Annotated in this window: 19 protein-coding genes; 14 read left to right on the forward strand and 5 right to left on the reverse strand. The window is 70.0% G+C overall.

Going from position 1 to position 25,630, the window contains the following annotated elements; translation table 11 throughout:
- Positions 1-246: 246 nt before the first annotated feature.
- From DX914_RS07890 to DX914_RS07910, 5 genes are all read right to left on the reverse strand, one after another.
- The gene (locus DX914_RS07890) at positions 247-939 is read right to left on the reverse strand and encodes an AIM24 family protein (RefSeq protein WP_115858444.1); all 693 of its coding nucleotides are present in this window, start codon (positions 937-939) and stop codon (positions 247-249) included.
- A gap of 208 nt (positions 940-1,147) precedes the next feature.
- A complete protein-coding gene (locus DX914_RS07895; RefSeq protein ID WP_115858445.1) occupies positions 1,148-4,432 on the reverse strand; it encodes an autotransporter domain-containing protein in 3,285 nt (1,094 codons plus the stop codon).
- A 354-nt stretch (positions 4,433-4,786) separates the two neighbouring features.
- Positions 4,787-7,654 (reverse strand): TonB-dependent receptor, encoded by a 2,868-nt coding sequence (locus DX914_RS07900; RefSeq protein ID WP_158549215.1) that lies wholly within the window; start codon positions 7,652-7,654, stop codon positions 4,787-4,789.
- Between the two features lie 174 nt (positions 7,655-7,828).
- Complete coding sequence (locus tag DX914_RS07905; protein WP_158549216.1) at positions 7,829-8,809, reverse strand: FecR family protein; 981 nt, start codon at positions 8,807-8,809, stop codon at positions 7,829-7,831.
- A 32-nt stretch (positions 8,810-8,841) separates the two neighbouring features.
- Positions 8,842-9,441 carry an RNA polymerase sigma factor gene (locus DX914_RS07910; protein ID WP_115858448.1) on the reverse strand — a complete coding sequence of 200 codons (600 nt, stop codon included), beginning with the start codon at positions 9,439-9,441 and terminating at the stop codon, positions 8,842-8,844.
- A gap of 290 nt (positions 9,442-9,731) precedes the next feature.
- On the opposite strand from DX914_RS07910, the gene pyrH reads away from it, so the two are divergent.
- From pyrH to DX914_RS07985, 14 genes are all read left to right on the forward strand, one after another.
- Positions 9,732-10,454, forward strand: a complete 723-nt coding sequence (gene pyrH, locus DX914_RS07915) for a UMP kinase (RefSeq protein WP_115858449.1) — start codon at positions 9,732-9,734, stop codon at positions 10,452-10,454.
- A 597-nt stretch (positions 10,455-11,051) separates the two neighbouring features.
- Positions 11,052-12,053, forward strand: coding sequence for a cation diffusion facilitator family transporter (locus tag DX914_RS07925; protein WP_115858451.1), 1,002 nt, complete (start codon positions 11,052-11,054; stop codon positions 12,051-12,053).
- A 92-nt stretch (positions 12,054-12,145) separates the two neighbouring features.
- Positions 12,146-12,703 carry a ribosome recycling factor gene (gene frr / locus DX914_RS07930; RefSeq protein ID WP_115858452.1) on the forward strand — a complete coding sequence of 186 codons (558 nt, stop codon included), beginning with the start codon at positions 12,146-12,148 and terminating at the stop codon, positions 12,701-12,703.
- Positions 12,704-12,873: 170 nt separating this feature from the next.
- Positions 12,874-13,647: a polyprenyl diphosphate synthase gene (uppS, locus tag DX914_RS07935; protein WP_115858453.1), complete on the forward strand. Its 774-nt coding sequence runs from the start codon at positions 12,874-12,876 to the stop codon at positions 13,645-13,647.
- Complete coding sequence (locus DX914_RS07940; protein ID WP_115858454.1) at positions 13,644-14,480, forward strand: phosphatidate cytidylyltransferase; 837 nt, start codon at positions 13,644-13,646, stop codon at positions 14,478-14,480. The genes uppS and DX914_RS07940 overlap by 4 nt, the downstream gene beginning before the upstream one ends.
- A gap of 2 nt (positions 14,481-14,482) precedes the next feature.
- Positions 14,483-15,649, forward strand: a complete 1,167-nt coding sequence (locus DX914_RS07945) for a 1-deoxy-D-xylulose-5-phosphate reductoisomerase (protein ID WP_115858455.1) — start codon at positions 14,483-14,485, stop codon at positions 15,647-15,649.
- A gap of 41 nt (positions 15,650-15,690) precedes the next feature.
- On the forward strand, positions 15,691-17,052 hold the full coding sequence (rseP, locus tag DX914_RS07950; protein ID WP_115858456.1) for an RIP metalloprotease RseP: 1,362 nt from the start codon (positions 15,691-15,693) through the stop codon (positions 17,050-17,052).
- A 98-nt stretch (positions 17,053-17,150) separates the two neighbouring features.
- On the forward strand, positions 17,151-19,613 hold the full coding sequence (gene bamA, locus DX914_RS07955; protein WP_115859184.1) for an outer membrane protein assembly factor BamA: 2,463 nt from the start codon (positions 17,151-17,153) through the stop codon (positions 19,611-19,613).
- A 25-nt stretch (positions 19,614-19,638) separates the two neighbouring features.
- The gene (gene lpxD, locus DX914_RS07960) at positions 19,639-20,691 is read left to right on the forward strand and encodes a UDP-3-O-(3-hydroxymyristoyl)glucosamine N-acyltransferase (protein WP_115858457.1); all 1,053 of its coding nucleotides are present in this window, start codon (positions 19,639-19,641) and stop codon (positions 20,689-20,691) included.
- Positions 20,688-21,140, forward strand: coding sequence for a 3-hydroxyacyl-ACP dehydratase FabZ (gene fabZ / locus DX914_RS07965; protein WP_115858458.1), 453 nt, complete (start codon positions 20,688-20,690; stop codon positions 21,138-21,140). The genes lpxD and fabZ overlap by 4 nt, the downstream gene beginning before the upstream one ends.
- An 8-nt stretch (positions 21,141-21,148) precedes the next feature.
- Entirely contained in the window at positions 21,149-21,931 is a 783-nt protein-coding gene (gene lpxA / locus DX914_RS07970) for an acyl-ACP--UDP-N-acetylglucosamine O-acyltransferase (RefSeq protein ID WP_115858459.1), read from the forward strand.
- Positions 21,932-22,186: 255 nt separating this feature from the next.
- Positions 22,187-23,416 (forward strand): lipid-A-disaccharide synthase, encoded by a 1,230-nt coding sequence (gene lpxB / locus DX914_RS07975; protein WP_115858460.1) that lies wholly within the window; start codon positions 22,187-22,189, stop codon positions 23,414-23,416.
- Positions 23,403-24,056 (forward strand): ribonuclease HII, encoded by a 654-nt coding sequence (gene rnhB / locus DX914_RS07980; protein ID WP_115858461.1) that lies wholly within the window; start codon positions 23,403-23,405, stop codon positions 24,054-24,056. Before lpxB ends, rnhB begins: the two co-directional genes overlap by 14 nt.
- Positions 24,057-24,877: 821 nt before the next feature.
- The gene (locus DX914_RS07985) at positions 24,878-25,522 is read left to right on the forward strand and encodes a hypothetical protein (RefSeq protein WP_147300626.1); all 645 of its coding nucleotides are present in this window, start codon (positions 24,878-24,880) and stop codon (positions 25,520-25,522) included.
- Positions 25,523-25,630 lie beyond the last annotated feature (108 nt).

A 25,630-nucleotide genomic window follows, 5' to 3' on the forward strand; every position in this document is an offset into this window, starting at 1 on the left:
CGTAGTTGCGCTGTCGCGGTCGCGACTCGCGTCGCTCCTACATCGCAGTCGCCAGCCCTGCCCCTGTAGGAGCGGCGCGAGCCGCGACCCGGAACCGCACAAATCGGTGGTGCTTCGACGTGGTTGCGGTATGGGGACTCGCTTCGCTCCTACAATCGCAGCAGGGGGAAATCGCGGCTCACGCCGCTCTCACCGATAGAAAAAGCCGCGGACTTGCCGCGGCTTTTTCGTCGCAACCGGGCGAGCTCAGCCCTGCTGCTGGAAATACACCTCTTCGTACGGCTGCACCACCACCCAGCCGGTGCCGGCGAACTTGAGCTGCACGCTCTCGCCCGAGCCGCGACCGAACAGGGTGCCCAGCGAAATGTCGGTGACGATGTCGGGGCTGAGGTTGCCCGACCAGGCCACGGTGGCGTTGGGGTCGGTGAACACCGGCTGGTCCGGGGTCACCGCCAGGGTCAGCGGTTCGTAGTGCGAGGTGATCGCGACCACGCCGTTGCCCGAGAGTTTGATGTTGAACAGGCCGCCGGACATCATGCCCGAGACCTTACGCATCATCTTGATCTCCGAGGCCACGCCGTCCTCGTAGGCGAGCACGTCGTTGCCGTTGACGTAGATCGACTCGCCGGCCAGGCGCAGCAGGGTGATCTTCTTGCCGGCGTCGGCGATGTACACGCGGCCCTGCCCTTCCATCTTCATCAGCTGGGTGCCCTCGCCGCTGATCGCTTTCTTCAGCAGGTTGCCCAGGCCCTGTTCCAGCACGCCCTGACGCACGAACTTCACGCCGCCGCGGTAGGCGACCATCGAGCCGGCCTTGGCCCAGACCCGGCCGTCCAGCTTGACCTCCAGCAGGTGCGAGCTTTCCAGCTCGAACGTCTCCTGGCTCAGGTCCTTCTGACTGCTGGTTTCGACGAAATCCTTGAGGTTCTTGATGCTCATATGCGGTCCTGCGCCATTGGGACGGCAAGCATAAGCGAGCCGGCGACCGGCGGCATGACAAAAAAAAGGCCGCCCGGAGGCGGCCTGAGGTGCGAGAGAGAATCTGTCCGGCTGTTGCCCCCATCGACGGCGTCCGTGCCGAGCCGGTCGTTCCCCCGGCAGACGCGGCGGGAGAGCGGCCCGCCGCGCGTCGAACCGCATGCGCGGCTCAGAACTGCAGCGAGTAGCGCGCGTTGAGCGCGTGGTCGCGCGCCTCGTCCGCGAGCTGGCCGCTGTAGCTGAGCTCCAGCAGGCCGTTCTGGCCCAGGCGCGCGGCCAGTCCGGCTTCCAGCACGGTCGTGTCCTCGGCCAGCGGCGCACCGCGGACCTGGAACGCGCCGCCGTTGCGCCAAGCCACCGTGGCCTGCGGCGTTTCCGCGCCGCCGACGTGACGGCGGCCGATGCCGCCGCGCAGGCTCAGCCAATCCTCGGTTTGCTGCTCGCCGCGCAGGTTGAGGTTGAAGCGCAGGCCCAGGGTCGACAGGTCCAGACGCTGCTCGGCGCTGGCGCCGCTGAGCGCGGCGGCGCCGCCGCTTTCCTGGAAGCGGTCGCTGTCCACGCGCAGCTGCGCGTACTGCGCGTACGGCTCCCATTCCCAGATGCCGGTGGCGAAACGGTAGCCGCCTTCCACATAGGCCTGGCGGGTGCTGCCGTCGTAGTCGGCGCGGGTACGGTCGACGAAGCCCGGGAAGGCCACGTCGCGCTTGGCCTCGATCTCGTGGCGCGCGTAGTCCGCGCCCGCACGCAGGCCGAAGCCGCCCCAGTTCTGGCCGACGTACACGCCCAGATAACGGCTGCGCAGTTCGCCGCGCGAGCGGCGCGCGTCCAGCTGCGCGTCGCCGCGGCCGGTGCCGCCCAGCGCGCCGATGCGCCAGCCGTTGCCGAAGCGGTAGTCGTAGCCCAGCAGGGTCGCATCGCCGTTGTAGTCCACCGTGCCGGCGTTGCCGTCGGCGCGCAGGTGCCCGCCGCGCTTGAGCACCTGGGCCCACGCGGCCGAACCCGGCTCGCCGTCGACATCGGCATCGAACGCGCCGCGCCCGGCCTGCGCGCGCGCCAGAGCGGCTTCGCGCACGTGGCGGCTGTCTTCCACCAGCACCGAACGCAGGCTCGCATGCAGTTCGCCGCTGAGCGCGTCCAGCGCGTCCAGCGCCTGTGCCGGGAACAGCTGGGTCAGCGGCGCCGGCAGGCCCTGATTGGCGGCCAGCGCATCGGCCGCGCCCGCGGCCTGGCGCTGGTTGTAGCTGTTGGCGGCGCTGGCGATGGCCAGACCGCGCACCACGTCGACGGTGACCTTGTCCGCGCCGTAACCCAGGTCGAACTTCAGGAACGGCGAGAACGCGCTGTGGTCGATGGCGGCGAAACGGCCGTCGACGCCGAGCGTGGCCGAGAGGATGTCGTAGCGCTGGCCCAGCAGGTAGGTGCCGGGTCCCTGCGACACGCGCACGGTACCGCCTTGCAGGAAGGCGCGGCCGTTGACGCGCAGCAGGTCCGAGGCCGAGGGCGCGGCCAGCTCGACCAGATAGGTGGAACCGGCGACCTGGGTGTAGTCGCCGTCGATGGTCAGGGTGCCGATGGAATTACCCGGCGCGATCGTGCCTTCGACCCGGGTGCGGCCCAGGGTGCCGGTGCCGCCCAAGGTGCCGCCGGCGCCGACCACGGTGCTGCCACCGCTCTGCACGCCGTTGAACGCGACCTTGCCGCCGTTGACGGCGAAGGCGACGTTATCCAGGCGGCCGCTGGAGGCGATCAAGCCCCAGCCACCGGCCACGCTGAAGTCCAGGTCGTGCAGGCCGCCTTCGATGCGCGCCACACCGCTGTTCACCTGCAACGGACTGCTGTGCAGCTCGCCGGTAAGCAGCAGGTCGCCGCCGTCCACCGTCACCGCGCCGGCCAGTTTGTTGGTGCCGGCCAGTTCCAGGCGTCCCTCGCGCACGCTGGCGCCGGCGAAACTGTTGCCGCCGCTCAGGCGCAGCCAGCCGATGCCGGACTTGGTGAGCTTGCCGGAACCGGAGATGTCGTTGCTCCAATCGTCCCAGGCGTCGCCCTGCCAGACCTTGGCGCCGCCGGCGCGCTGGTTCATGACCACGTCGGTGTCCACGCGCAACTGGCCGGGGCCGTCGATGGCCTTGCGCAGGTCGATCAGGCCCCAGCCGTAGACCTCGTCCACGCCGGCCTCGCCCAGGTCGGTGGCGGTGGTCAGCAGAATGTCGCGGATCTGCGGATTATCGAGGTAGGGATAGCGCTCCATCAGCAGCGCCAGGCTGCCGGTGACGTGCGGCGAGGCCATCGAGGTGCCGGTGTTGTCGCCGTAGCCGTAACTGATCTGATGCGGATCGATCTCCAGGTCGTAACCGCCGCCGGCGTTGGGCGTCACCCGGCCTTCCATCTCGGCGCTGACGATGGTGGAGCGGATGTCGGTGCCCGGCGCGGTCACGCACCAGTCCTTGCTCAGGCCGCAGATGCTGGAACTGCCGTCCAGGCCGCCGTCGCGGTTGAGGTTGACCACGCTGAGCCAGTACTTCTCCACTTCCGGCGCGAAGCGCGGCAGGGTGGCGTAGGCGCCGGCGATGTTGCCGTAGTCGTTGCCCGCGGCCCACACGTTGATGATGCCGGTGCGCAGCGCGGCGTCGGCGAAGATGCGGTAGTAGTCGGCGTAGGCGGCGTACTCGGCGTCCATGCCTTCCGGCGTCGTCGGCTCTTCGCCGTTGCCCCAGCTGTGATTGATCGCGCGCACGCCCTGCGCGCTCATCTGGTCGAACAGGCTGTTCAGCGCTGCCTCGCCCGGCCCCTGGGTCAGCACGCGGCGATCGATGTTGCCGTCGTCGTCCACGAAGTACTCGTAGATCCGGTCGAAGAACAACTTGGACGCGGTCAGGCTGGCGCCCGTGGCCACGCCGTGCATGCCGCGTCCGTCGCGGTTGGCGACCATGGTGCCGGCCACGTGGGTGCCGTGGTCGTTGTAGAACAGCAGCAGACGCGCGCCGCTGCCGCCGAAGGACAGGTCCGGCGGCACGCTATCGTTGAGGTAGTAGGCCTCGATCTGGGCGATCTCGCCGTCGGAGAAGAAGCAGGCGTCGGCGCCGCTGACCGTGGCCGAGGCCGCGCAGTTCGGATCGGACAGGCGCAGGCTGCGATGATCGCGACCGGCGAACTCCGAATGCGCCAGCGCCGAACCGCTGTCGAAGATGCCCAGGCGCACGCCGCGGCCGGTCAGCCCGCGCGCGTAGGCGTACTCGGCGCCGATCGCGCCCAGGCCCCAGTCGGCCTTGAACTCGTCGCTGCGCCAGCTCTCGGCATCGCCGATCACGCCGGTTTCCTGATAGGCCTGCGCGCTCGCCGCGGGCGCGAACGCGCCGCACAGCAAACCGGCGAGCACCGCCGTGGTCAGCGCGGAGCGCGCGTGGAGGCGGCCGTGGCCGCGGGACTTCCGTGTTGCCTGTGCATCGCCTTGCATCGTTGCCGTGAACTCCTGTCGAACGTGGACCGACCCGACCATCGCAACGCGATGGCGCCGTGGGGGTATGGGTAGGGGTTCGTCAGGATGCGCACCGCTCCCCTGATCGCCGGTGGATGCGTGCCGTCGCTGCACGACCCCTGACTAAAACAACGCAGCGGCGCGCGCCCCCCCTACCCCACACGCGTGATGGCACAACAGACCTAACGTTGAATGTGGAGAAAAGATGCCACCGCAATGCGAAGGGCGACGAGGTTCTCCGGCCCCGGCTAGAGGCAGGAGCTAGCCCCCTTTTTCAAAGGGGGAAGCGAACAGCGAAAACAGAGACGGGGCCCAGCTGCGAAACGAATCCGCTCAGAAGCGGTAAGACGCGCTCAGCAGGTAATAGCGACCGCGCGGATCGTCGTAGGCGATGTCGTAGCCGCCCTTGAGCATGTCGTAGTTCACCGGCCGGCGATCGCCCAGGTCGTGCACGTTGAGCGAGAAGCGCCAGTGGGTGTCGCCGGTGTAAGCCAGGTTCAAGTCCACCGTGGCCGAGCCCGGATTGCTGCAGCGGCCGGCGGCGGCGTAGACCTTGGGGCAGTCCTCGTCGGGCCGGCCGATCTTGGACGGGCCCAGCGCGCGCATGCTCAACGTGGTCGCCCAGCGGCCGTAGGCCCATTCCAGCCCCGCCAGCGCGGTGCGGTCGGGGCCGTTGTAGCCGGCGTAATCCAGCGCCGGCGCATCGGGCGCATTGCGCCGCACCAGCCGATCCAGGTAGTTGCCGCTCAGTCGCAGCGAGAAGCGGCCGTAGCGCTGCGTCTGCAGGCGGTACTCGGCGTCGATCTCCCAGCCGCGCACGTCGGTGGTGCCGATGTTCTCGTAGTAGTCGTCGATGCCGACCAGCAGGCCGTTGCCGTCGTGCTTGAACGAGCGCTCGAACGCTTCGGGATCGTCCAGCGCGTTGACCTTGAGGATCTCGTTGCGGCGGCGGATGTCGAAGTAGTCCAGCGCCAGGCTGAAGCGCTCGTCCGGCGACCACACGAAGCCCAGGGTGCGGCTGCGCGAGGTTTCGGGCTTGAGCTGGTTGTTCTCGAACGCGCTGCGCGCCAGCATGCAGACCTCCACCCCCGCCTCCACCTGCGCAGTGTTGCGGCAGGGGCCGGTGGTGTCGTCCTGGACCACGAACAGGCTGTTGCCGTCCACGTTGGGCCGGCGCAGTTCGAACAGCGAAGGCGCGCGGTAGCCGGAGGCCAGGGTGCCGCGGAAGGTCAGCGTGTCCAGCGCGTTCCACTTCAGTCCGAGCTTGGGCGATACGCGGTGGTTGTAGCCCTGGCGGCGGTCGGCGCGCAGCGCGAATTCGCCCTGCAGGCGCTGCGCCAGCGGCGCGCTGAGTTCGGCGTAGAACGCGGCCTGATTGCGGCTCTGGTCCACGGCCACCTTGGGCGGGCTGAAGGCGAAGTCGTGGTCTTCCATCAGCGGGTCGGGCTGGTTCATCAGCGAGTCGCGGCTGAGCTCCAGTCCCGCGGCCACGCGCGTGCGCCCGGCCGGCAGCTCGAACCAGGGGCCGTGCACGCCCAGCGACAGCTGGTCCAGGCGCGCGCGGCCGCGCGCGGTGGCGCGCGGCGACAAACGGTCCAGCACCTCGCGCGCGTTGCCGCCGCTGTTGAAACGGTAGTCCAGGGTACCGGCGAGTTCGTAGAACTGGCTCAGGCTGACCAGGCCGTCGATGCGGTTGGTGACGTCGTTCTCGTGGTGGCCGACCGAGGCGCTCCACTCCCAATCGCCGCGGTAGGTCTTGGCGCCCAGGTTGAGATCGATCGTGCGCGCCTGGCTGCGCGTGCGGATCGGGCCGACGTCGTAGAACGCGTACTGCAGCGTGGTCGGCTCGCCGCCGGGCCAGAACGCATCGGGGTGGTCCGGAGGCAGGAACACGTTGGCGTAGAACGGCGCGCTTTGCAGTTGCTGGCTCACCTCGCCCAGGCGCAGGCTGGCATAGACCTCGCTGTCGGCACCGATCGGCTGGCGCCAGTGGCCGTAGAACGAGCGCCGTTCGGCCTCGGGCTGCAGGCTGATCCACTTGGCGGTGTCCAGCGGGCAGTAGCCCTTCTGATCGCGGCGCTGACGCGGACAGTACGCCCACAGCCGGGTGTTGTCGTCGCTCAGGTACCCCAGCTGGATACGCAGATCGCGCAAGCCGTCGCCGCTGCGGTCCATGGTGCGCCAGGAACGCTGCGAACCGTACAGCGCGTCCTGCTGGAAATAGTCGGCGCTCAGCAGCAGGTTGCCGCCGCGGCGCAGGTCGAAACCGCTGCCTACCGAAATGCGCCGCTGCTTGGCGTCGTTGCGGTCGGATATGCCCAGGCGCGCGGTCACTTCCGAGCCCTGCTGGTCCTTCTTCAGGATGATGTTGACCACGCCGGCCATGGCGTCGGCGCCGTAAATGGCCGAGGCGCCGCCGCGGATGATCTCGATGCGCTCGACGATGCTCAGCGGAATGCCTTCCAGATCGGTCAGGCCGCCCAGTTCGGCCGAGATCAGGCCGTAGTTGGCGATGCGTTGGCCGTCGACCAGGAACAGGGTGCCGCGCGGACCCAGCGCGTTGAGGCTGGTGGTGGCCGCGGCGGCGAACAGCTGCTGGTAGGGCTGGCCGCCCTCGGCGGCCACGTCCACCGGATGGTGGCCGATCATGCCGGGCTGGAAGCGCAGCAGTTCGAACAGGGTCTGGTGGCCGCTGGCTTCGATGTCCTCGCGGCTGATCAGGGTCATCGGCGAGACCGACACCGATTCCAGGTCGCTGCGCGGGATATGGCTGCCGGTGACCTGGACCGTGCCCAGGTTGGTCGGCTCGGTGCTGCGCAGCGGCGGCGGCGCGGGGCGCGGGCGCGGCGCGGGCCGCGGCGGCTTGGCGATGGGCGGCGGCGCCGACTGCAGCACGAAGGTGTCGTCGTTGACCCGCATCGCGTTGAGGCCGCTGCCGCGCAGCAGCCGCTCCAGCGCCTGCGCCGGCGACAGCTCGCCACGCAGGCCGCCGCTGCGTTTGCCCAGCACCAGATTGGGCGCGTAGAGGATCTGCACGCGGCTTTGCGTGGCCAGCGCCTGCAGCGCATCGTCCAAGGGACCTGCGGGAATCGCGAAGCGGGTGACGGTGGGGGCGGCGGCCGCGCTCGCGACCGCGCCGGGCGCGCTCAGGCCCAGACAGAACGCACCCGAAATGGCTAACGCGTACCTAACTCTGGCCATTGGCGCGGCGCGTCGATCCCCCGAACCCATCAACCATACGGAAGCCGGGGAGCCCCTGCAACGCGGCGCCACTATTGGTTGCGATTCCACGGGCGACGATCGCGCCCATCGCAGTCGCGCCGACTGCAATCGCGCCGAAGGCGATTGCGCTGGCGAAGACCGCCCCGGCCGGCACTAGCGGGTGGCGGCCTGCAGCACGATCTCGCGGTCGCCCACGCGCTGCGCCTGCAGCGACCAGCCGCGTTCCAGCGCCGCCAGCAGCGCCGCCTGGTCGTCGATATGGAACACGCCGCTGACCTTGAGCGCGCCCAGCTCCGGCTGGGCCAGGCGCAGGCGGGTGCGCGAGTAGCGGTTCATCTCGTCCAGCAGCTGGTCCAGGCGGCGGTTCTTGAACACCAGATCGCCCTGCGGCCAGGCCTGAGCCACGGCCAGGTCCAGCGGGCGCTTGTCGCCCAGGCCGCCGCCGGCGTCGATGCGCAGTTGCTCGCCCGGGGCCAGGGTGCTGCGGCGCAGGGGCGCCGCCTGGCCGCCGGTCTCGACCTCGACCACGCCCTCGATCAGGCCCACGTCCACGGCGCTGCCGTCGCGGCTGACCTGGAAGGTGGTGCCGATGTCGCGGATGGTGCCGGCGCCGGCCTTGACCAGGAACGGCCGCGGCCCGCCGCTGCGGCCGGGATCGCCGCCCACGTCGAACTGGACCCGGCCCTGCGCCACCTCGACCACGCGGCGCTCGCCGTCGAAACGCGCGACCACCGCGCTATGAGTGTCCAACAGCAAGGTGGTGCCGTCGGACAGGGCCACCGTGCGCTGCTCGCCGATGGCGGTGGCATACCGCTGCACCTCCGCCTGCGGAGCGGCGCGCAGCCAATAGACCGTGCCCACGGCCAGCGCCAGGGTCGCGGCCAGGGCCGCGCCGGGCAGCAGCCAGCGCGAGGGCCGGCGCGCGCTGTCGCGCCGCGCCGAACGCGCCGCGGCGCGCAGCAGCTCGTCGTCGCCGAGCGCGGCGCACAGCTGGTGCAGGCGCTGCGCCTCGTCGAAATCCTGGGCATTGGCCGGCGACTGCCCGCGCCAGCGCTCGAACGCGGCGCGGTCGGCCGCGTCGCTGTCGGGGGCGTGCAGCCGGGCCACCCAGGCCTCGGCTTCGCCGTCGTCCATTTCGTACCGATTCGAATTCGCGCTCGCCATCATCATGCGCCACCTTCCGTGTCGGCGAGATTTTCCCTCAGGCGCAAGCGCAACAGCACCAGCGCGCGACCGATATGTTTCTCCACGGCTTTGACGGATATCCCACAATGGCGAGATATCTCGGTGTAGCTCATGCCTTCGATGCGGTTGAGCAGGTAGACCTGGCGGCACTTGTCCGGCAGGCGCAGGATCGCTTCACGCACGCGCGCCAGCTCCTGTTGGTTGGCCACGCGCTGCTCGTGGGCGAGGTCCGCCGACGGCAGGCCGTGGAAATGCTGGTCGAAGCTCACGTGCGCGGCCGCGTGCTGGCTCTGCTGGCGGCGGCCGCGGTCGTTGAACTCGTTCATCGCGATCCGGTACATCAGCAGCTTGAGCTGGTCGGCCGGCTGGCCGCGGTAACGCATCAGCCGCACCAGGCTTTCCTGGGCGATGTCCTTGGCGTCTTCCTCGCTGGTGCGCTTGCACAGGAACCGCACCAGCGGCTCGCGGTGCTCGCGCACGAAGCGCTCGAAACCGTCGCCTTCGCTGGCGGCGGCCGGCGCGCGCAGGCCGGTCGGCGCCTCGGGCGCCTCGATCTGGGTCTGGGGCAAGGTCCAAGCCATCGCTCAGATGGCTCCCATTGCGTTGGACATCGGCTGTGTCATCCCCCTGCTCCGGGCTGGCTGGAATCACTGGCTGGCGGGCCGCGGCCCCGATGGGCCTGGGCGGCAGGCCGGTCCCAGGCCCCGCGCTAGCTTTGTAACACGGATTTCGCTATGCCCAAGGCTGGCTCGCGACTTTGCCAAGGCTGGCGAACGCGACGGCCATCGCACTCCAGGGCCCGCCCCGGCTCGTGGAACCCGCCCGCCTCGGCTAGAATCCCAGAGTTTGCCCACGTAATCAGAGGTCGCCCATGTCCCAGCTCGCCTGTCGCCGTGTCCTGCTCAAGTTGTCCGGCGAGGCGCTGATGGGGGACGAGGACTACGGCATCGACCCCAAGGTGATCGGCCGCCTGGCCCGCGAGGTGGTCGAGGCCCAGCAGGCCGGGGCCGAGGTGGCCCTGGTCATCGGCGGCGGCAACATCTTCCGCGGCGCCGGCCTGGCCGCCGGCGGCATGGACCGGGTCACCGGCGACCAGATGGGCATGCTGGCCACGGTCATCAACGCCCTGGCCATGCAGGACGCGCTGGAGAAGCTCGGCGCCAAGGCCCGGGTCATGAGCGCGATCAAGATCAACGACGTGTGCGAGGACTACATCCGCCGGCGCGCGATCCGTCACCTGGAAAAGGGCCGGCTGGTGATCTTCGCCGCCGGCACCGGCAACCCCTTCTTCACCACCGACTCGGGCGCGGCGCTGCGCGCGATCGAGATCGGCGCGGACCTGCTGCTGAAGGCGACCAAGGTCGACGGGGTCTACGACAAGGATCCGAAGAAGCACGCCGACGCGGTGCGCTACGACAAGCTCAGCTACGACCAGGTCATCGCCCGCGACCTGCAGGTGATGGACACGGCCGCGTTCGCGCTGTGCCGCGACAGCGACCTGCCGCTGCGCATCTTCGACATGAGCCAGCCGGGCGTGCTGCTGCGCATTCTGCGCGGCGAGAACATCGGCACCCTGGTGCAGGGACGCGGCTGAGCCGCCTGCATGTAGGAGCGGCGCAAGCCGCGACCGCGAATCCGCACCTACGCCGCAGCCCTCGCCCGCCTGCTTCCGCCTTTGCTTGTCTTCCCCCTTTGTTGAGGGGGATTGAGGGGGATTTGCTCTTGCCTTCAAGCAACAGCAACAGCTTCCGCATGCTACGCACGCGGGTCACTTTCTCTTGCTCGCCCAAGAGAAAGTGACCAAAGAGAAGGGCAGACTTAGTTCGACGCCGTGCGGCGCGAGAACGGAGCTTGCGCGGTGATTTTCCGATCGGGCCTCCTGCCCGAGCGAAAAACGGCGCACATCCTGTGCGCCGCCCCCCGCCTTCGCGGGGGCAGGCTCTTCGGGTCTTCCGATTGGGACCGCGAGGGCCGCAACGGCGTTGTAGGTCAAGAGCATTCGCTGCGCTCATCCCCTCACCCTAACCCTCTCCCGCAAGCGGGAGAGGGGATGCATACGGCGTTGCTGGTTTTAGCCCCTCTCCCGCTTGCGGGAGAGGGGTTGGGGTGAGGGCACGCGGGGCAGCAATCTCGCGCCGCCACCAGCCCCTTGTAATAGTGTCCCCCACCCTCCCCATGCCAGCATCGCGGCATGCACTCGCACAGCCATGACCATGCCGCGAACCCGACCCGGGCGTTCGCGGCGGTCACCCTGATCAATCTGGCCTATACGGCGCTGGAAGCCGGCTACGGTTTCGCCACCAATTCGCTGGCGCTGCTGTCCGACGCGCTGCACAACCTGGGCGACGTGCTCGGGCTGGCCCTGGCCTGGGGCGCGGCGGCGCTGGCGCGGCGCGCGCCGACCGGGCGCCACACCTACGGCTGGCGTCGCGCCACCCTGCTCTCGCCGCTGGCCAACGCCCTGCTGCTGGTCGCGTTCTCCGGCGCGCTGGGCTGGGAGGCGATCCGGCGCTTCAGCGCACCGCCGGACATTCCGGCGCTGCCGGTGATGCTGGTCGCGGCGCTGGGCATCGCGGTCAATCTGGGCGCGGCCTGGCTGGTGCGCGACGGCCACGAGCACGACCTCAACCGCCGCGGCGCCTACCTGCACCTGATGGCCGACGCGGCGGTGTCGCTGGCCGCGGTGGTGGCCGGCGCGGGCATGTGGTGGCTGGGCTGGACCTGGCTGGACCCGGTGACCGCGCTGCTGATCGGCGCGGTGGTGGCGGTGGGCGCGTTTGGCCTGCTGCGCGAGAGTTTCGACGCGGCCATGGACGCGGTGCCGCGCAGCATCGACCAGGCCCAGGTCGCCGAGTTCCTGGCCGGCCAGCCCGGCGTGACCGCCGTGCATCACCTGCACATCTGGTCGCTGGGCGCGGGCGAAATCGCGATGACCGCGCACCTGGTGCGGCCCGACGACCGCGACCACGATCCGTTCCTGGACCGGCTCAACCGCGAGCTGGACCAGCGTTACGGCATCAACCACCCGACCCTGCAGATCGAGCACGGCGGCGCCTGCGAGCACGACCGCCACCCGCGCGCGCCGCACGGCGGCCACGGCCATGCGGCGCATGCGCACGAAGAGGATCACGACCACGATCACGGCCATGAACATGGCCACGCGCATCGCCCAGGCCATAGCCACCGCCACTGAGGCGCGCCGGGCATGACTCCGGGCACGCGCCGCACGCCTGCCCCCGGCCCTATATAATCCCGCGATTACCGTACACAGGACCGGAGCCGGCGATGCTCAACGAGATCAAGAAAGACGCACAGACCCGCATGGCCAAGAGCATCGACGCGCTCCGCCACGACCTGGTCAAGGTGCGCACCGGCCGCGCCTCGACCGCCCTGGTCGACAGCATCAAGGTCAATTACTACGGTTCCGACATGCCGCTGTCGCAGGTCGCCAGCGTGGCCGTGTCCGACGCCCGCACCCTGACCATCACCCCCTGGGAAAAGCAGATGGTCGGCCCGGTGGAGAAGGCGATCCTGGCCTCGGACCTGGGCCTGACCCCCAACACCGCCGGCACCGTGATCCGCCTGAACCTGCCCGCGCTGACCGAGGAGCGCCGCAAGGAGCTGAGCAAGCACGTGCACGGCGAAGGCGAGAACGCCAAGGTCGCGGTGCGCAACATCCGCCGCGACGCCAACCACCAGGTCAAGGAACTGCTGAAGGACAAGCAGATCACCGAAGACGACGCCAGCCGCTGCGAAACCGACATCCAGAAGATCACCGACAGCGCGATCAAGGACGTGGACGAGGTGGTCAAGGCCAAGGAACAGGAACTGATGGCGATCTGACGTGGCCGGGTTCGCCCGCACGTCCGCGCGCCCCGACCGCGCCGCCGCGGAACTTCCGCCGGCGGCGCCGGTCCGCTACCGGTTCGCCACGGCCGCTCGCGGCAGTGGCGGGCGCTGATCGCGCCACGTTCCGAATCCGCCCCGCCCGTCACCCGATCCGCCGCCGGCCCATGCCTTCCGACACCGCCACCGCCGCGCCGCGCGTCCCGCGCCACCTTGCCGTGATCATGGACGGCAACGGGCGTTGGGCCGAGCGCCGTCGCCGGCCGCGCATGATCGGTCACCGCGCCGGCGCGCGCGCGGTCGACGTGTGCATCGATTTCTGCATCGCCCGCGGCATCCACGCGCTGACCCTGTTCGCGTTTTCCAGCGAGAACTGGGGCCGGCCCGAGGAGGAAGTGGGCGCGCTGATGAAGCTGTTCCTGGGCGCGCTGGAGCGCGAGGTCGACGAGCTCGACCGGCGCGGCGTGCGGGTGCGCTTCATCGGCGAACGCGAGCGCTTCTCCGCGTCCATCCGCGAGCGCATGGACGCGGCCGAGGCGCAGACCCGCGGCAACGACGTGCTGCACCTGACCGTGGCCGCCAGCTACGGCGGCCGCTGGGACATCGCCCAGGCCGCGCGCTCGCTGGCCCAGGACGTGGCCGCCGGCCGGCTCACGCCGGAGGCCATCGACGAGGCCGCCCTGGCGTCGCGCATGGCCCTGGCCGACCTGCCCGCGCCGGACCTGTTCATCCGCACCGGCGGCGACACCCGGATCAGCAATTTCCTGCTCTGGCAGCTGGCCTACACCGAGCTGTGGTTCACCGAGGCGTTGTGGCCGGAACTGGATGCGGCCACACTCCAGCGCGCCCTGGACGATTTCGCCGGCCGCGAACGCCGTTACGGCCTGACCGCCGCGCAGATCGCAGCGCGCCCACTAGCACCCGACGAGACCACCGAATGACCCGAACCCGCCTGCTCGCCGCGTTGGTGATGGCCCCGATCGCGATCGCCGCGATCCTGCTGCTGCCCACGCCCTGGATGATGGCGGCGGCGGCGGTGCTGTTCCTGGCGGGCCTGTGGGAATGGTTCGACCTGGCCGAGATCGAAGACACCCTGTCGCGCACCGTGCTGCTGGCGGCCAACCTGGCGCTGATGGTGGCCATCGTCTGGGCCTCGCGCTCCAGCACCGGCTACACCTACGTGCTGTTCCAGCTGGCCTCGGTGATCGGCGTGGTCTGGTGGCTGCTGGCCCTGCTGTGGCTGCAGCGCTACCAGTTCGCCAGCAACCACGAATCCTATGCGCGCGCGTTCAAGCTCGCCGCCGGCGCGCTCAGCGTGATCCCGGCCTGGTGCGCGCTGGCCTGGATCCACGCCGCCCAGCCCAACGGCCACCGCTGGCTGCTGACCGCGCTGGCCATCGTCTGGGCCGCCGACAGCGGCGCCTATTTCGCCGGGCGCAAGTTCGGCCGGCTCAAGCTGGCGCCGCGGGTCAGCCCGAACAAGACCGTGGAAGGGCTGGCCGGCGGCGTGCTGGCCGGCGTCGCGGTGGGCGTGTCGTTCGCGGTGTTCGCTGGCGCCCGGCCCGAGCAGCTGTGGAAGGTGGGGCTGGTGGCGCTGGTGGCGGTGCTGTTCTCGGTGGTCGGCGACCTGTTCGAGAGCCTGCTCAAGCGCCATGTCGGGGTGAAGGATTCCGGCAACCTGATCCCCGGCCATGGCGGCATCCTCGACCGCGTCGACGGCGTACTGGCCGCGCTGCCGGTGTTCGCCCTCGGCAAGGCCGTGCTGGGCTTCTGAACATGCAACGCATCGCCGTGCTCGGCGCCACCGGTTCGATCGGCAGCTCGGCGCTGGACGTGATCGCGCGCCATCCCGAGCGCCTGCAAGTCTGCGTGCTCGCCGCCGGCGGACGCGTGGACGCGTTGCTGGCGCTGTGCGAACGCCACCGCCCCGCGCATGCGGTCATCGCCGATCCCGAATGCTACGCGCCGCTGCGCGACGGCCTGCGCGCGCGCGGCCTGGACACCCAGGCCCACTGCGGCGACGCCGCGCTGGTGGACCTGGTCGCCAGCGACGCCTGCGACACCGTGGTCGCCGCGATCGTGGGCGCCGCCGGCCTGGATTCGACCCTGGCCGCGGCCGCGGCCGGCAAGCGCCTGTTGCTGGCCAACAAGGAATCGCTGGTGCTGGCCGGCGAACTGCTCATGCGCACCGCGCACGAGGCCGGCACCACCATCGTGCCGATCGACAGCGAGCACAACGCGATCTTCCAGTGTCTGCCCGATGCCCATGCCCATGCCGGCCTGGCGCGGATCGTGCTGACCGCCTCCGGCGGGCCGTTCCGCGGCCGCGCGCGCGAGGCGCTGGCCCAGGTCACCCCCGAACAGGCGGTGGCGCATCCGAAGTGGTCGATGGGGCCGAAGATCTCGGTCGACTCGGCCACGCTGATGAACAAGGGCCTGGAAGTGATCGAGGCCCACCACCTCTTCGGTGTGCCCGGCGCGCGCATCGACGTGCTGGTGCACCCGCAGAGCCTGGTCCACTCGCTGGTCGAATTCGTCGACGGCTCAACCCTGGCCCAGCTCGGCCTGCCCGACATGCGCACCGCGCTGGCGGTGGGTTTCGGCTGGCCCGAGCGCATCGCCTCGGGCGTGGCCGGCCTGGACCTGCTGGCCCACGGCCGCCTGGACTTCGAGGCGCCCGACCTGGACGCCTTCCCCTGCCTGCGCCTGGCCTTCGCCGCCCTGGCCGCCGGCGGCACCGCCCCGGCGGTGCTGAACGCCGCCAACGAAGTCGCCGTTTCAGCGTTTCTTCAGCGGCGGATCGGTTTCCTAGCGATACCGGCGCTGGTCGAGGACACCCTCGCCGCGCTGCCCTCCACCCCGGCCACCTCGCTGGCGGCCCTGCGCGATGCCGATGCGCAGGCCCGGCGCTACGCCGGCCAGGCCATCGACCACAAGGCGTAAGGCATGAGCCCGGCCCGATCAGCGCACGAGAGCACCGCCTTATGAGCGAATTCATCGGTTCGGTCTGGTGGCTGCTGGTCAGCCTGGGCGTGCTCGTGACCTTCCACGAGTTCGGCCACTACTGGGTGGCGCGCCGTTCCGGGGTCAAGGTGCTGCGTTTCTCGGTCGGCTTCGGCAAGCCGCTGTGGTCGCGCCGCGACCGCAACGGCACCGAGTTCGCGGTGGCCGCGATCCCGCTGGGCGGCTACGTCAAGATGCTCGACGAGCGCGAGGGCGACGTGGCCCCGGGCGAGGAGGCGCAGGCCTTCAACCGCCAGCACGTGCTCAAGCGCATGGCCATCGTGGTCGCCGGCCCGGTCGCCAACCTGATCCTGTGCGTGGCCCTGTTCTGGCTGATGTTCGTGATCGGCCGCCCGGACTACGCGCCCGCGGTGGGCCTGGTCGAAGGCGTGGCCGCGCAATCGGGCCTGCAGCGCGGCGACCTGGTCCTGGCCGTGGGCGACCGCGCCACGCCCACCTCCACCGAAGCCAGCTTCGCCCTGCTCTCGGCCGCGCTGGACCGCAGCGACGTGCCGCTGCGCGTGCGCAGGGCCGACGGCGGCGAAGCCGTGCGCACCCTGCGCCTGTCGCAGCTGCCGGCCGGCATCGACGAACGCAAGCTGCTGCAGAGCACCGGCCTGACCTGGCGCTTCCTGCTGCCCGAGCCGGTGATCGGCCGGGTGACGCCGGAGTCCCCCGCCTGGCGGGTACTGGCCGAAGGCGACCGCCTGATCGCCATCGACGGCGAGCCGGTCAGCGCCTGGTCGGACATTCCGCGCCTGGTCGACGCGCTGGGCCAGCGCGGCGGCGAGGCCATGGTCGAAGTCATCCGCGGCGGCGACCGCCTGGCCCTGCCGCTGGCGCCCAAGCGCATGAAGCACCCGCAGACCGGCGAAGCCTACTGGGGCCTGGGCCTGGAAGCGGTCAAGAGCGAGCCCCGCCACGACGCCGTGCTGCGCTACGGCCCGCTGGACGCGGTGCCGGCGGCGCTGCGCGAAAGCTGGCGCCAGACCCAGGACATGGTGGCGATGATCGGCCGTGCGTTCAGCGGGCGCCTGTCGGTGGAGAACACCGTGGCCGGCCCGATCACCATCGCCCGCGCCGCCAACGCCAATGCCGAGCGCGGTGCGGCCTGGTACCTGCAGATGCTGGCCCTGCTGTCGCTGAGCCTGGGAATCCTGAACCTGCTGCCGATCCCGATCTTGGACGGCGGTCACCTGCTGTATTACCTTATCGAGCTGGTCAAAGGCAGCCCGGTCAGCGAGCGCGTGATGGCCGCCGGGCAGTACGTGGGCCTGGCGCTGATCGTCGCCCTGATGGGCCTGGCGTTCCACAACGACATCGTCAACAACCTGGTGCGCTGATGCCGGCCCTGCCACTCGACCCGATGCCTCGATCGAAAGATGTCGAAGCCTCGAAACGGCGCCCCGCGGGCGCTAACGAACCCCAACCGGACGTAATGATGACGCGAACCCCTACTCGCCGCCTGCTCGCACTCGCCCTCGCCACGGCGCTGACCTCGGCCGCGGCACCCGCGTTGGCGCAGTCGGCCGACCCGTTCGCACTGGCCGGCGCGCCGGTGCGCGAGCCGGGTTCGTTCACCGTCAGCGACATCCGCGTCGACGGCCTGCAGCGCATCTCCGCCGGTACGGTGTTCACCTACCTGCCGATCGAGCGCGGCGACACCATGGACGGCGCCAAGGCCGGCGAGGCCATCCGCGCGCTGTACAAGACGGGCTTCTTCGAAGACGTGCAGGTCGGCCGCCAGGGCGACATCGTGGTGGTCACCGTGACCGAGCGTCCGGCGATCAACAAGCTGACCCTGACCGGCAACAAGGACATCAAGAGCGAAGACCTGCTGCGCGGCCTGAAGGAAGCCGGCCTGGCCGAAGGCGACACCTTCGACCGCCTGGCCCTGGACAAGGTCACCCAGGAGCTCACCAAGCAGTACAACAACCGCGGCAAGTACAACGTCGAGATCACCCCGACCGTGTCGCGCCTGGACCGCAACCGCGTCGACCTGACCATCACGGTCAAGGAAGGCAAGGCCGCCAAGATTCGCCACATCAATCTGATCGGCAACGAGAAGTTCGCCGAGGAAGACATCGTCGACAGCTGGGAGTCGCGCGAGCACAACTGGCTGAGCTGGTACCGCCGCGACGACCAGTACTCGCGCGAAAAGCTCTCCGGCGACCTGGAAAAGCTCAACAACTACTACCTGGACCGCGGTTACGTCGACTTCAACGTCGAGTCCACCCAGGTCGCCATCAGCGGCGACCGCCAGGACATGTTCATCACCGCCGGCGTCAGCGAAGGCGACCAGTACAAGATCTCCAAGGTCGAGGTCACCGGCGACACGGTGCTGCCCAAGGAGCAGATCGAGCGCCTGGTGATCGTCAAGGCCGACCAGGTGTTCTCGCGCCGCCTGCTGGAAATCAGCTCCGACGCCATCGTCGCCACCCTGGGCAACGTTGGCTACGCCTTCGCCCAGGTCAATCCGATCCCGGACGTGGACCGCGAGAACAAGACCGTCGGCATCAACATGCAGGTGGTGCCGGGCCCGCGCGTGAACGTGCGCCGCGTGGTGTTCAAGGGCAACACCCGCACCGCCGACGAAGTGATGCGCCGCGAAATGCGCCAGTTCGAAGGCAGCTGGTTCTCGCAGGCCGCCATCGACCGCTCCAAGATCCGTCTGCAGGGCCTGGGCTACTTCGAGACCGTGGACGTGGAGACCCAGCCGGTGGCGGGCACCAACGACCAGGTCGACGTGGTCTACAACGTCAAGGAAACCACCTCGGGCAGCTTCGTGTTCGGCCTGGGCTTCTCCCAGCTGACCGGCCTGACCACGCAGATCCAGCTGTCGCAGGCCAACTTCCTGGGCAGCGGCAACCGCGTGTCGGTGCAGGCCAGCCGCAACGACTACCTGCAGCGTTACGACTTCTCGTACACCAACCCGTACTTCACCGACGACGGCATGTCGCTGGGCTACAACCTGTGGTGGCGCGAGTTCGACAACTCCGACTACAACACCGCCCAGTACTCCACCACCAGCGGCGCGGCCCAGGTCGTGCTCGGCCTGCCGATCACCGAGACCGACACCGTCTCGGCCATGTTCGGCATCGACAGCAACGAGATCCTGGTCAGCCGCGGCGGCACCCCGCACAGCCTGGTCGACTACATCGACGCGCTGGGCCAGCGCACCTTCCACGCCTGGCGCGCCGAGTTCGGCTGGTCGCGCAACTCGCTGGACAACCTGCTCACGCCCACCCGCGGCATGCAGCAGCGCGTGTGGCTGGAAATGACCCTGCCCGGCTCCACCGTCGAGTACTACAAGCTCAACTACAACATCTCGAAGTTCTGGCCGATCTCGCGCCACTTCGTGCTCAACACCCGCGCCGAACTGGGCTACGGCGACAGCTACGGCGACGCCGTGACCCGCGTGCTGCCCGATCCGGACGGCGCCGGTCCCGGCTTCTCGCGCACGGTCACCGCCGACGGCCTGCCGTTCTTCGAGAACTTCTACGCCGGCGGCGTGCGCTCGGTGCGCGGCTTCACCGACAACACCCTGGGCCCGCGCGAAGGCGCCTTCGTCGGCGACACCTACACCCAGCCCATCGGCGGTTCGTTCAAGACCGTCGGCTCGCTGGAAATGTACTTCCCGACTCTGCTGGACACCCCGCAGGCGCGCGTGTCGGCGTTCATCGACGTGGGCAACGTGTACAAGGACTACGACGCCTTCGACGCCGGCGAACTGCGCGCGTCCACCGGCATCTCGCTGATGTGGCGTTCGCCGATGGGCCCGATCTCGATCAGCTACGCCTTCCCGATCAAGAAGGAGGACGCCAAGTACAACGCGTCCGGCCAGAAGATCATGGAAGGCGACGAAGTCGAGCGCCTGCAGTTCACCTTCGGCGGCACGTTCTGACGGCCGCCGCCGCGTCGGGCGCGCCATGCTGACACCGGATTTCACCGCGCCCGATTACACCGCGCGCGAACTGGCCGAGCGTTTCGCGCTCGGCCTGCGCGGCGACGGCGAAGTGCGGGTGCGCGGCGTGGGCACCCTGGCCCGCGCCGACAGCGGCCAGCTCGCGTTCCTGGCCAACCCCAAGTACCGCGGCCAGCTGGCCGACAGCGGCGCCTCGGTGGTGGTCATGCGCGAGGCCGATGCCGAGGGTTATGCCGGCACCGCGCTGATCGCCCGCGATCCTTACGCCGCGTTCGCGCGCCTGGCCGCGCTGTTCGAGCCGCGCCCGCTGCGCGAGCCCGGCATCCACCCGTCCGCCGCGATCGACCCCAGCGCCCAGGTCGCCGACGACGCCCACCTGGGCGCCTTCGTCAGCATCGGCGCGCGCAGCCGGATCGAGTCCGGCGCCGTGCTCGGCCCGGGCTGCATCGTCGGCGAGGACTGCGTGGTCGGCGCCGGCAGCGAACTGGTCGCGCGGGTCACCCTGGTCACCCGCGTGCGCCTGGGCCGGCGCGTGCTGATCCACCCCGGCGCGGTGCTGGGCGCCGACGGCTTCGGCCTCGCCCTGGCCCGCGACCCCGACAGCGAGCCGCACTGGATCAAGGTGCCGCAGCTGGGCGGGGTCAGCGTCGGCGACGACTGCGAGATCGGCGCCAACACCACCATCGACCGCGGCGCCATCGAGGACACCGTGCTCGAGGACGACGTGCGCCTGGACAACCAAATTCAGATTGGCCACAACGTCAAAATCGGTGCCCACACCGCCATGGCCGGCTGCTCGGCCGTGGCCGGCAGCGCCCGCATCGGCCGCTACTGCATGGTCGGCGGGGCCGCGGGCATCCTGGGGCACCTGGAGATCTGCGACCGGGTCACGATCACCGCCATGAGCCTGGTGACCTCATCGATCCGCGAGCCCGGCGAGTATTCCTCGGGCACCCCGTTGATGGACAATCTGAGCTGGCGCAAGAACGCCGCCCGCTTCAAGCAGCTCGACGCGCTCGCACGGCGGGTGGCGGCTGCCGACAAGGAACCGAAATGACCGACGTGCAACTCCCGATCGACGTGCCGGCAATCCAGAACCTGCTGCCGCACCGCTACCCCTTCCTGCTGGTCGACCGCGTGGTCGAGTTCGAACCGTTCAAGCGCGTGCTGGCGTACAAGAACGTTACCGCCAACGAGCCGTTCTTCAACGGCCACTTCCCCGGCCACCCGGTGATGCCGGGCGTGCTGGTGGTGGAGGCGCTGGCCCAGGCCGGCGGCATCCTGACCCAGCTGTCCACCCAGTCCAGCGCCGACGGCCGCCTGTTCTATCTGGTCAAGATCGACGGCGCCAAGTTCGTGAAGATGGTCGTCCCCGGCGACCGCCTGGAACTGGACGTGACGGTCAAGCGGGTGATCCGCAACGTCGCCATCTACACCGGCGTGGCGCGCGTGGACGGCGAACAGGTCGCCTGCGCCGAGATCGTCTGCGCCGAGGCCAAGGCCTGAGCGGCACGATGAGCGCACAGATCCATCCCAGCGCGGTCGTGGACACCGGCGCCACACTCGGCACCGGCGTGCGCGTGGGCGCTTTCAGCTATATCGGCCCCGACGTCGAGATCGGCGACGGCACCGAAATCGGCCCGCACTGCGTGATCCAGGGCCCGACCCGGATCGGCCGCGACAACCGCTTCATCGCCCAATGCGCGATCGGCGGCGAGCCGCAGGACAAGAAGTTCGGCGGCGAACGCACCGAGCTGGTCATCGGCGACCGCAACACCTTCCGCGAATTCGTCACCGTCAACCGCGGCACCGGCAACGGCGGCGGCGTGACCACGGTCGGCGACGACAACTGGCTGCTGGCCTACGTGCACGTGGCCCACGACTGCCGTGTGGGCAACCAGTGCGTGTTCTCCAACAACGCCACCCTGGCCGGCCACGTCGAAGTGGGCGACCACGTGATCCTCAGCGGCTTCGCCGGCATCCACCAGTTCTGCCGCATCGGCGCGCACGCCTTCATCGGCATGGGCGCCTTCGTCAACGGCGACGTGCCGCCGTTCGTGATGGTGGCCCAGGACGGTTACGGCCGCCCGCGCGGCATCAACAGCGAAGGCCTCAAGCGCCGCGGTTTCGACGCCGAGCGCATCGCCGCGATCAAGCGCGCCTACCGCGCCCTGTACGTGTCCGGCGCCACCCTGGACGACGCGCGCGCCAAGCTGGCCGAACTGGCCGGCGACAGCGACGACGTGCGCGCGCTGCTGGCCTTCATCGACGCCGGCGAGCGGCCGCTGCTGCGCTGAAACCCAGACAGCCGATCCGGCGACATGCACGCCGGATCGGCCGCTTTGGTGCCTTAATCGTGCCTACGACGCGACTCGTCGCCGCCCGAACCGCGATGGCGATCACGCGCTTTGGCAGGAAGTGACCGCCAAGGACGACGATGGCCGCGCGGCAAGGCACAATGCCGCAGGCAGCTCAGCCCCCGAGCTGACGTCCATGGCGCGCCGCTGTAGCGAACGCGCGGCGTGGGCACGAACCGGAGCCTCCCTTCGCCGATGAACGCCACCGCCGCCCCCGATGCCGCCATCGACGACATCTTCCCCGCCCCGCCCCCGCCGCCGCGGCGCTTCGCCCTGGTCGCCGGCGAGGCCTCGGGCGACCTGCTCGGCGCCGGCCTGATCGCCGAACTCAAGCGCCGCCACCCGGGCGCGCTGTTCGTCGGCGTCGGCGGCGAGCAGATGCGCCAGGCCGGCCTGGACGCCTGGTACGACGCCTCGGAACTGGCGGTGATGGGCCTGTCGGAGGTGCTGCGCCACCTGCCGCGCCTGCTGCGCCTGCGCCGCGACCTGCGCAAGCGCGTGCTGGATTGGAAGCCCGACGTGTTCATCGGCATCGACGCGCCCGACTTCAACCTGGGCGTGGAGCGCTGGCTCAAGCAGCGCGGGGTCAAGACCGTGCACTACGTCAGCCCCTCGGTCTGGGCCTGGCGGGAGAAGCGCGCGGAGAAGATCGGCCGCAGCGCCGACCGCGTGCTGTGCCTGTTCCCGATGGAACCGGCGATCTACGAACGCCACGGCGTGGACGCGCGCTTCGTCGGCCACCCGCTGGCCGACGAGATGCCGCTGCAGCCCGACCGCGACGAAGCCCGCATGCGCCTGGGCCTGGACGACGAAGACCCGGTGCTGGCCTTGCTGCCGGGTTCGCGCGTGGGCGAGATCGAACGCCTGGCCGACGATTTCATCGGCGCCGCCGCGCGCCTGCGCGCGGCCGAGCCGCGCCTGAGCGTGGTCGCGCCCATGGCCAATGCCGGTGCGCGCGCCGCGTTCGAACGCAAGCTCGCCGCGCACCCCGACGCCGCCGCGCTGCGTCCGGCGCTGTACGTGACCGACGGCGGCGCGCGCACGGTGATGACCGCCAGCGACGTGGTCCTGCTGGCCTCCGGCACCGCGACCCTGGAGGCCATGCTGGCCAAGCGGCCGATGGTGGTGGCCTACAAGGTCGCGCCGCTGACCTACACCCTGGTCAAGCGCCTGGGCATGCTCAAGGTCGATACCTATTCCCTGCCCAACGTGCTGGCCGGCGAACGCGTGGTGCCGGAACTGATGCAGCACGATTGCACGCCGGACAAACTCGCCGACGCCACCTTGGCCCTGCTGCGCGACCCGCAACGCGCGGCCGCATTGCCGACGCGCTTCGCCGCCATCCACCAGAGCCTGCGCCGCGACGCGTCCGCGCGCGCCGCCGATGCGGTCGCCGACCTGCTGCCCGCGCATGCGCACGCCTGAGGGCCAACTCGCGCTGGACTTGGCCGTCGCTCGCGGCGCGCAGCGCATCGCCGGCGTGGACGAAGCCGGGCGCGGCCCGCTGGCCGGCCCGGTGGTGGTGGCCGCGGTGGTGCTCGGCCCCGGCCGCACCCCGATCAACGGCCTGGGCGATTCCAAGCAGCTCAGCGCCGAGCGCCGCGAAGCGCTGTACGCGCGCATCGTCGAACGCGCACTGGCCTGGAGCGTGGTGTTCGTCGAGGTCGAGGAAATCGACCGCCTCAACATCTTCCAGGCCACCATGGCCGGCATGCAGCGCGCGGTGAGCGCGGTGGCCCATCAAACCGAACTGGCGCGCATCGACGGCAATGCCCTGCCGCGCGGCCTGCCCTGCCCCGCCGAAGCGCTGATCGGCGGCGACGGCCGCGACCGCGCGATCATGGCCGCCTCGATCCTGGCGAAAGTCTCGCGCGACCGGCACATGCGCGAACTGCATGCGCAATGGCCGCAGTACGGCTTCGACGAACACAAGGGTTATGGCACGCCGGCGCATTTGGCTGCGCTGGCCGCGCATGGGCCGTGCCCGCAGCATAGACGCAGCTTCGCCCCGGTGCGCGCGGCGTTGGGCTTGGGTGCGGCAGAGGCCGAAGCGCTGGGCGCTTGATCTGCGCGGAACGCAATCGACGACGCAAGACCGCAGCTCCGCGTGCCCTCACCCCAACCCCTCTCCCGCAAGCGGGAGAGGGGCTAAAGCAGCAAGCCGCGTCGAATGCATCCCCTCTCCCGCTTGCGGGAGAGGGTTAGGGTGAGGGGATGAGCGCAGCGAATGCTCTTGATCTTCGCTCGGGCACCGAACTCGCCATGCCAATAGAAGACCCGTAGAGCCTGCCCCCGCGAAGGTGGGGGGCGGCGCACAGGAGGTGCGCCGTTTTTCGCTGGCACAGGATGTGCCATCGAAAAATCCCCGCGCCAACTCCGCTCTCGCACGGGAGCTCTGGTGTAGCGTTTTTCTTTGGTTACTTTCTTTTGACGCTTATCAAAAGAAAGTAACCCGGCCGCTTGCGGACGGAAGCTGTTGCTGTTGCTTCAACCAACACACCCAAACACCTTCGCGCGTTCGGAGCTGGTCGCGGCTCACGCCGCTCCTACCCCAAGGCGCCAGAGCAGACCCCACGCTGATCTAGGGCTTGGTCGTAGCTGCGGATTCGCGGCCGCAGCGTGCGCAGCTTCTACAGGGGGTGCTCGTGGGATTCGTCGTGATTTTGGATTCTCGGTCGCGGCTTACGCCGCTCCTACCCCAAGGCAAAGCGCGGCGCGACCGCCCATCGGCTGAACGGGCGCCGCGTGCCCTACGTCACAGCGACTTTCCGCCCGCGCGTCCAGGCTGAGCAACCAAGCATGCTGCCACGGCATCCAAAGGACTGGGTCGAGGCGCCACCGGCCGGTGCCCGACACCTGCCCCCTGGCCGGAGACGGAGGTGCTCCATGCGCATGCCCCATCCGACCCCCACCGCGCAGCCCTTGCCGTTCGAGTCCGGCGCCGATTCCCCGCCTGCGACCGAACCGGCCATGGCCCTGCGCCCGGCCGCGATCGCCGCCTTCGACGCCCTGGTCCACGAGCTCTACCCCGACGCCGCGCGCGTCGACGCCACCCGCCTGCAGCGCCTGGCGGCCTGGCTCAGCGCGATGCCGCCGGCGCAGGCGCGTGCGACCGTGGACGAACGCTTGCAGCGCCTGCAGGAACTGCGCGCGATGGACGCCGATCCCGACTGGGACAGCACACCCCCGCTGCGCGCGCGCCTGGGCAAACTGCTGGCCTACGTCGACGACGGCGACGACCTGATCCCCGACCGGGTGCCGCTGCTGGGCCTGCTCGACGACGTGCTGCTGGTGGAACTGGCCTGGCCCGCGTTCGCCGAGGAAGCCGAGGACTACCGCGACTTCTGCGCCTATCGCGACAGCCACCGCCCGCAGGAACCACACCTGCAGGAGCATGGCGAGCCGCTGCGCGCGGCCTGGCTGCGCGAGCGCCTGGACGAGATGGCCCTGGCGCAGCACCGCGTGCGCGTGCACGATCACCACTACGCCCCCAGCTTCCACGCCGCCGAGTCGCCGTTCCGGGTGACCTGAGCGGGCGACCGGACGCGGCCGGAAGGCGCCGGCAACACGCGGGCAAAGCCGGCGATCGCCGCGCAACGGCGGCGATCGGCGCGGCCGGTCGCGGCCGGCGCGGGCGCC

The organism is Lysobacter silvisoli (assembly GCF_003382365.1).
GTDB lineage: Bacteria > Pseudomonadota > Gammaproteobacteria > Xanthomonadales > Xanthomonadaceae > Lysobacter > Lysobacter silvisoli.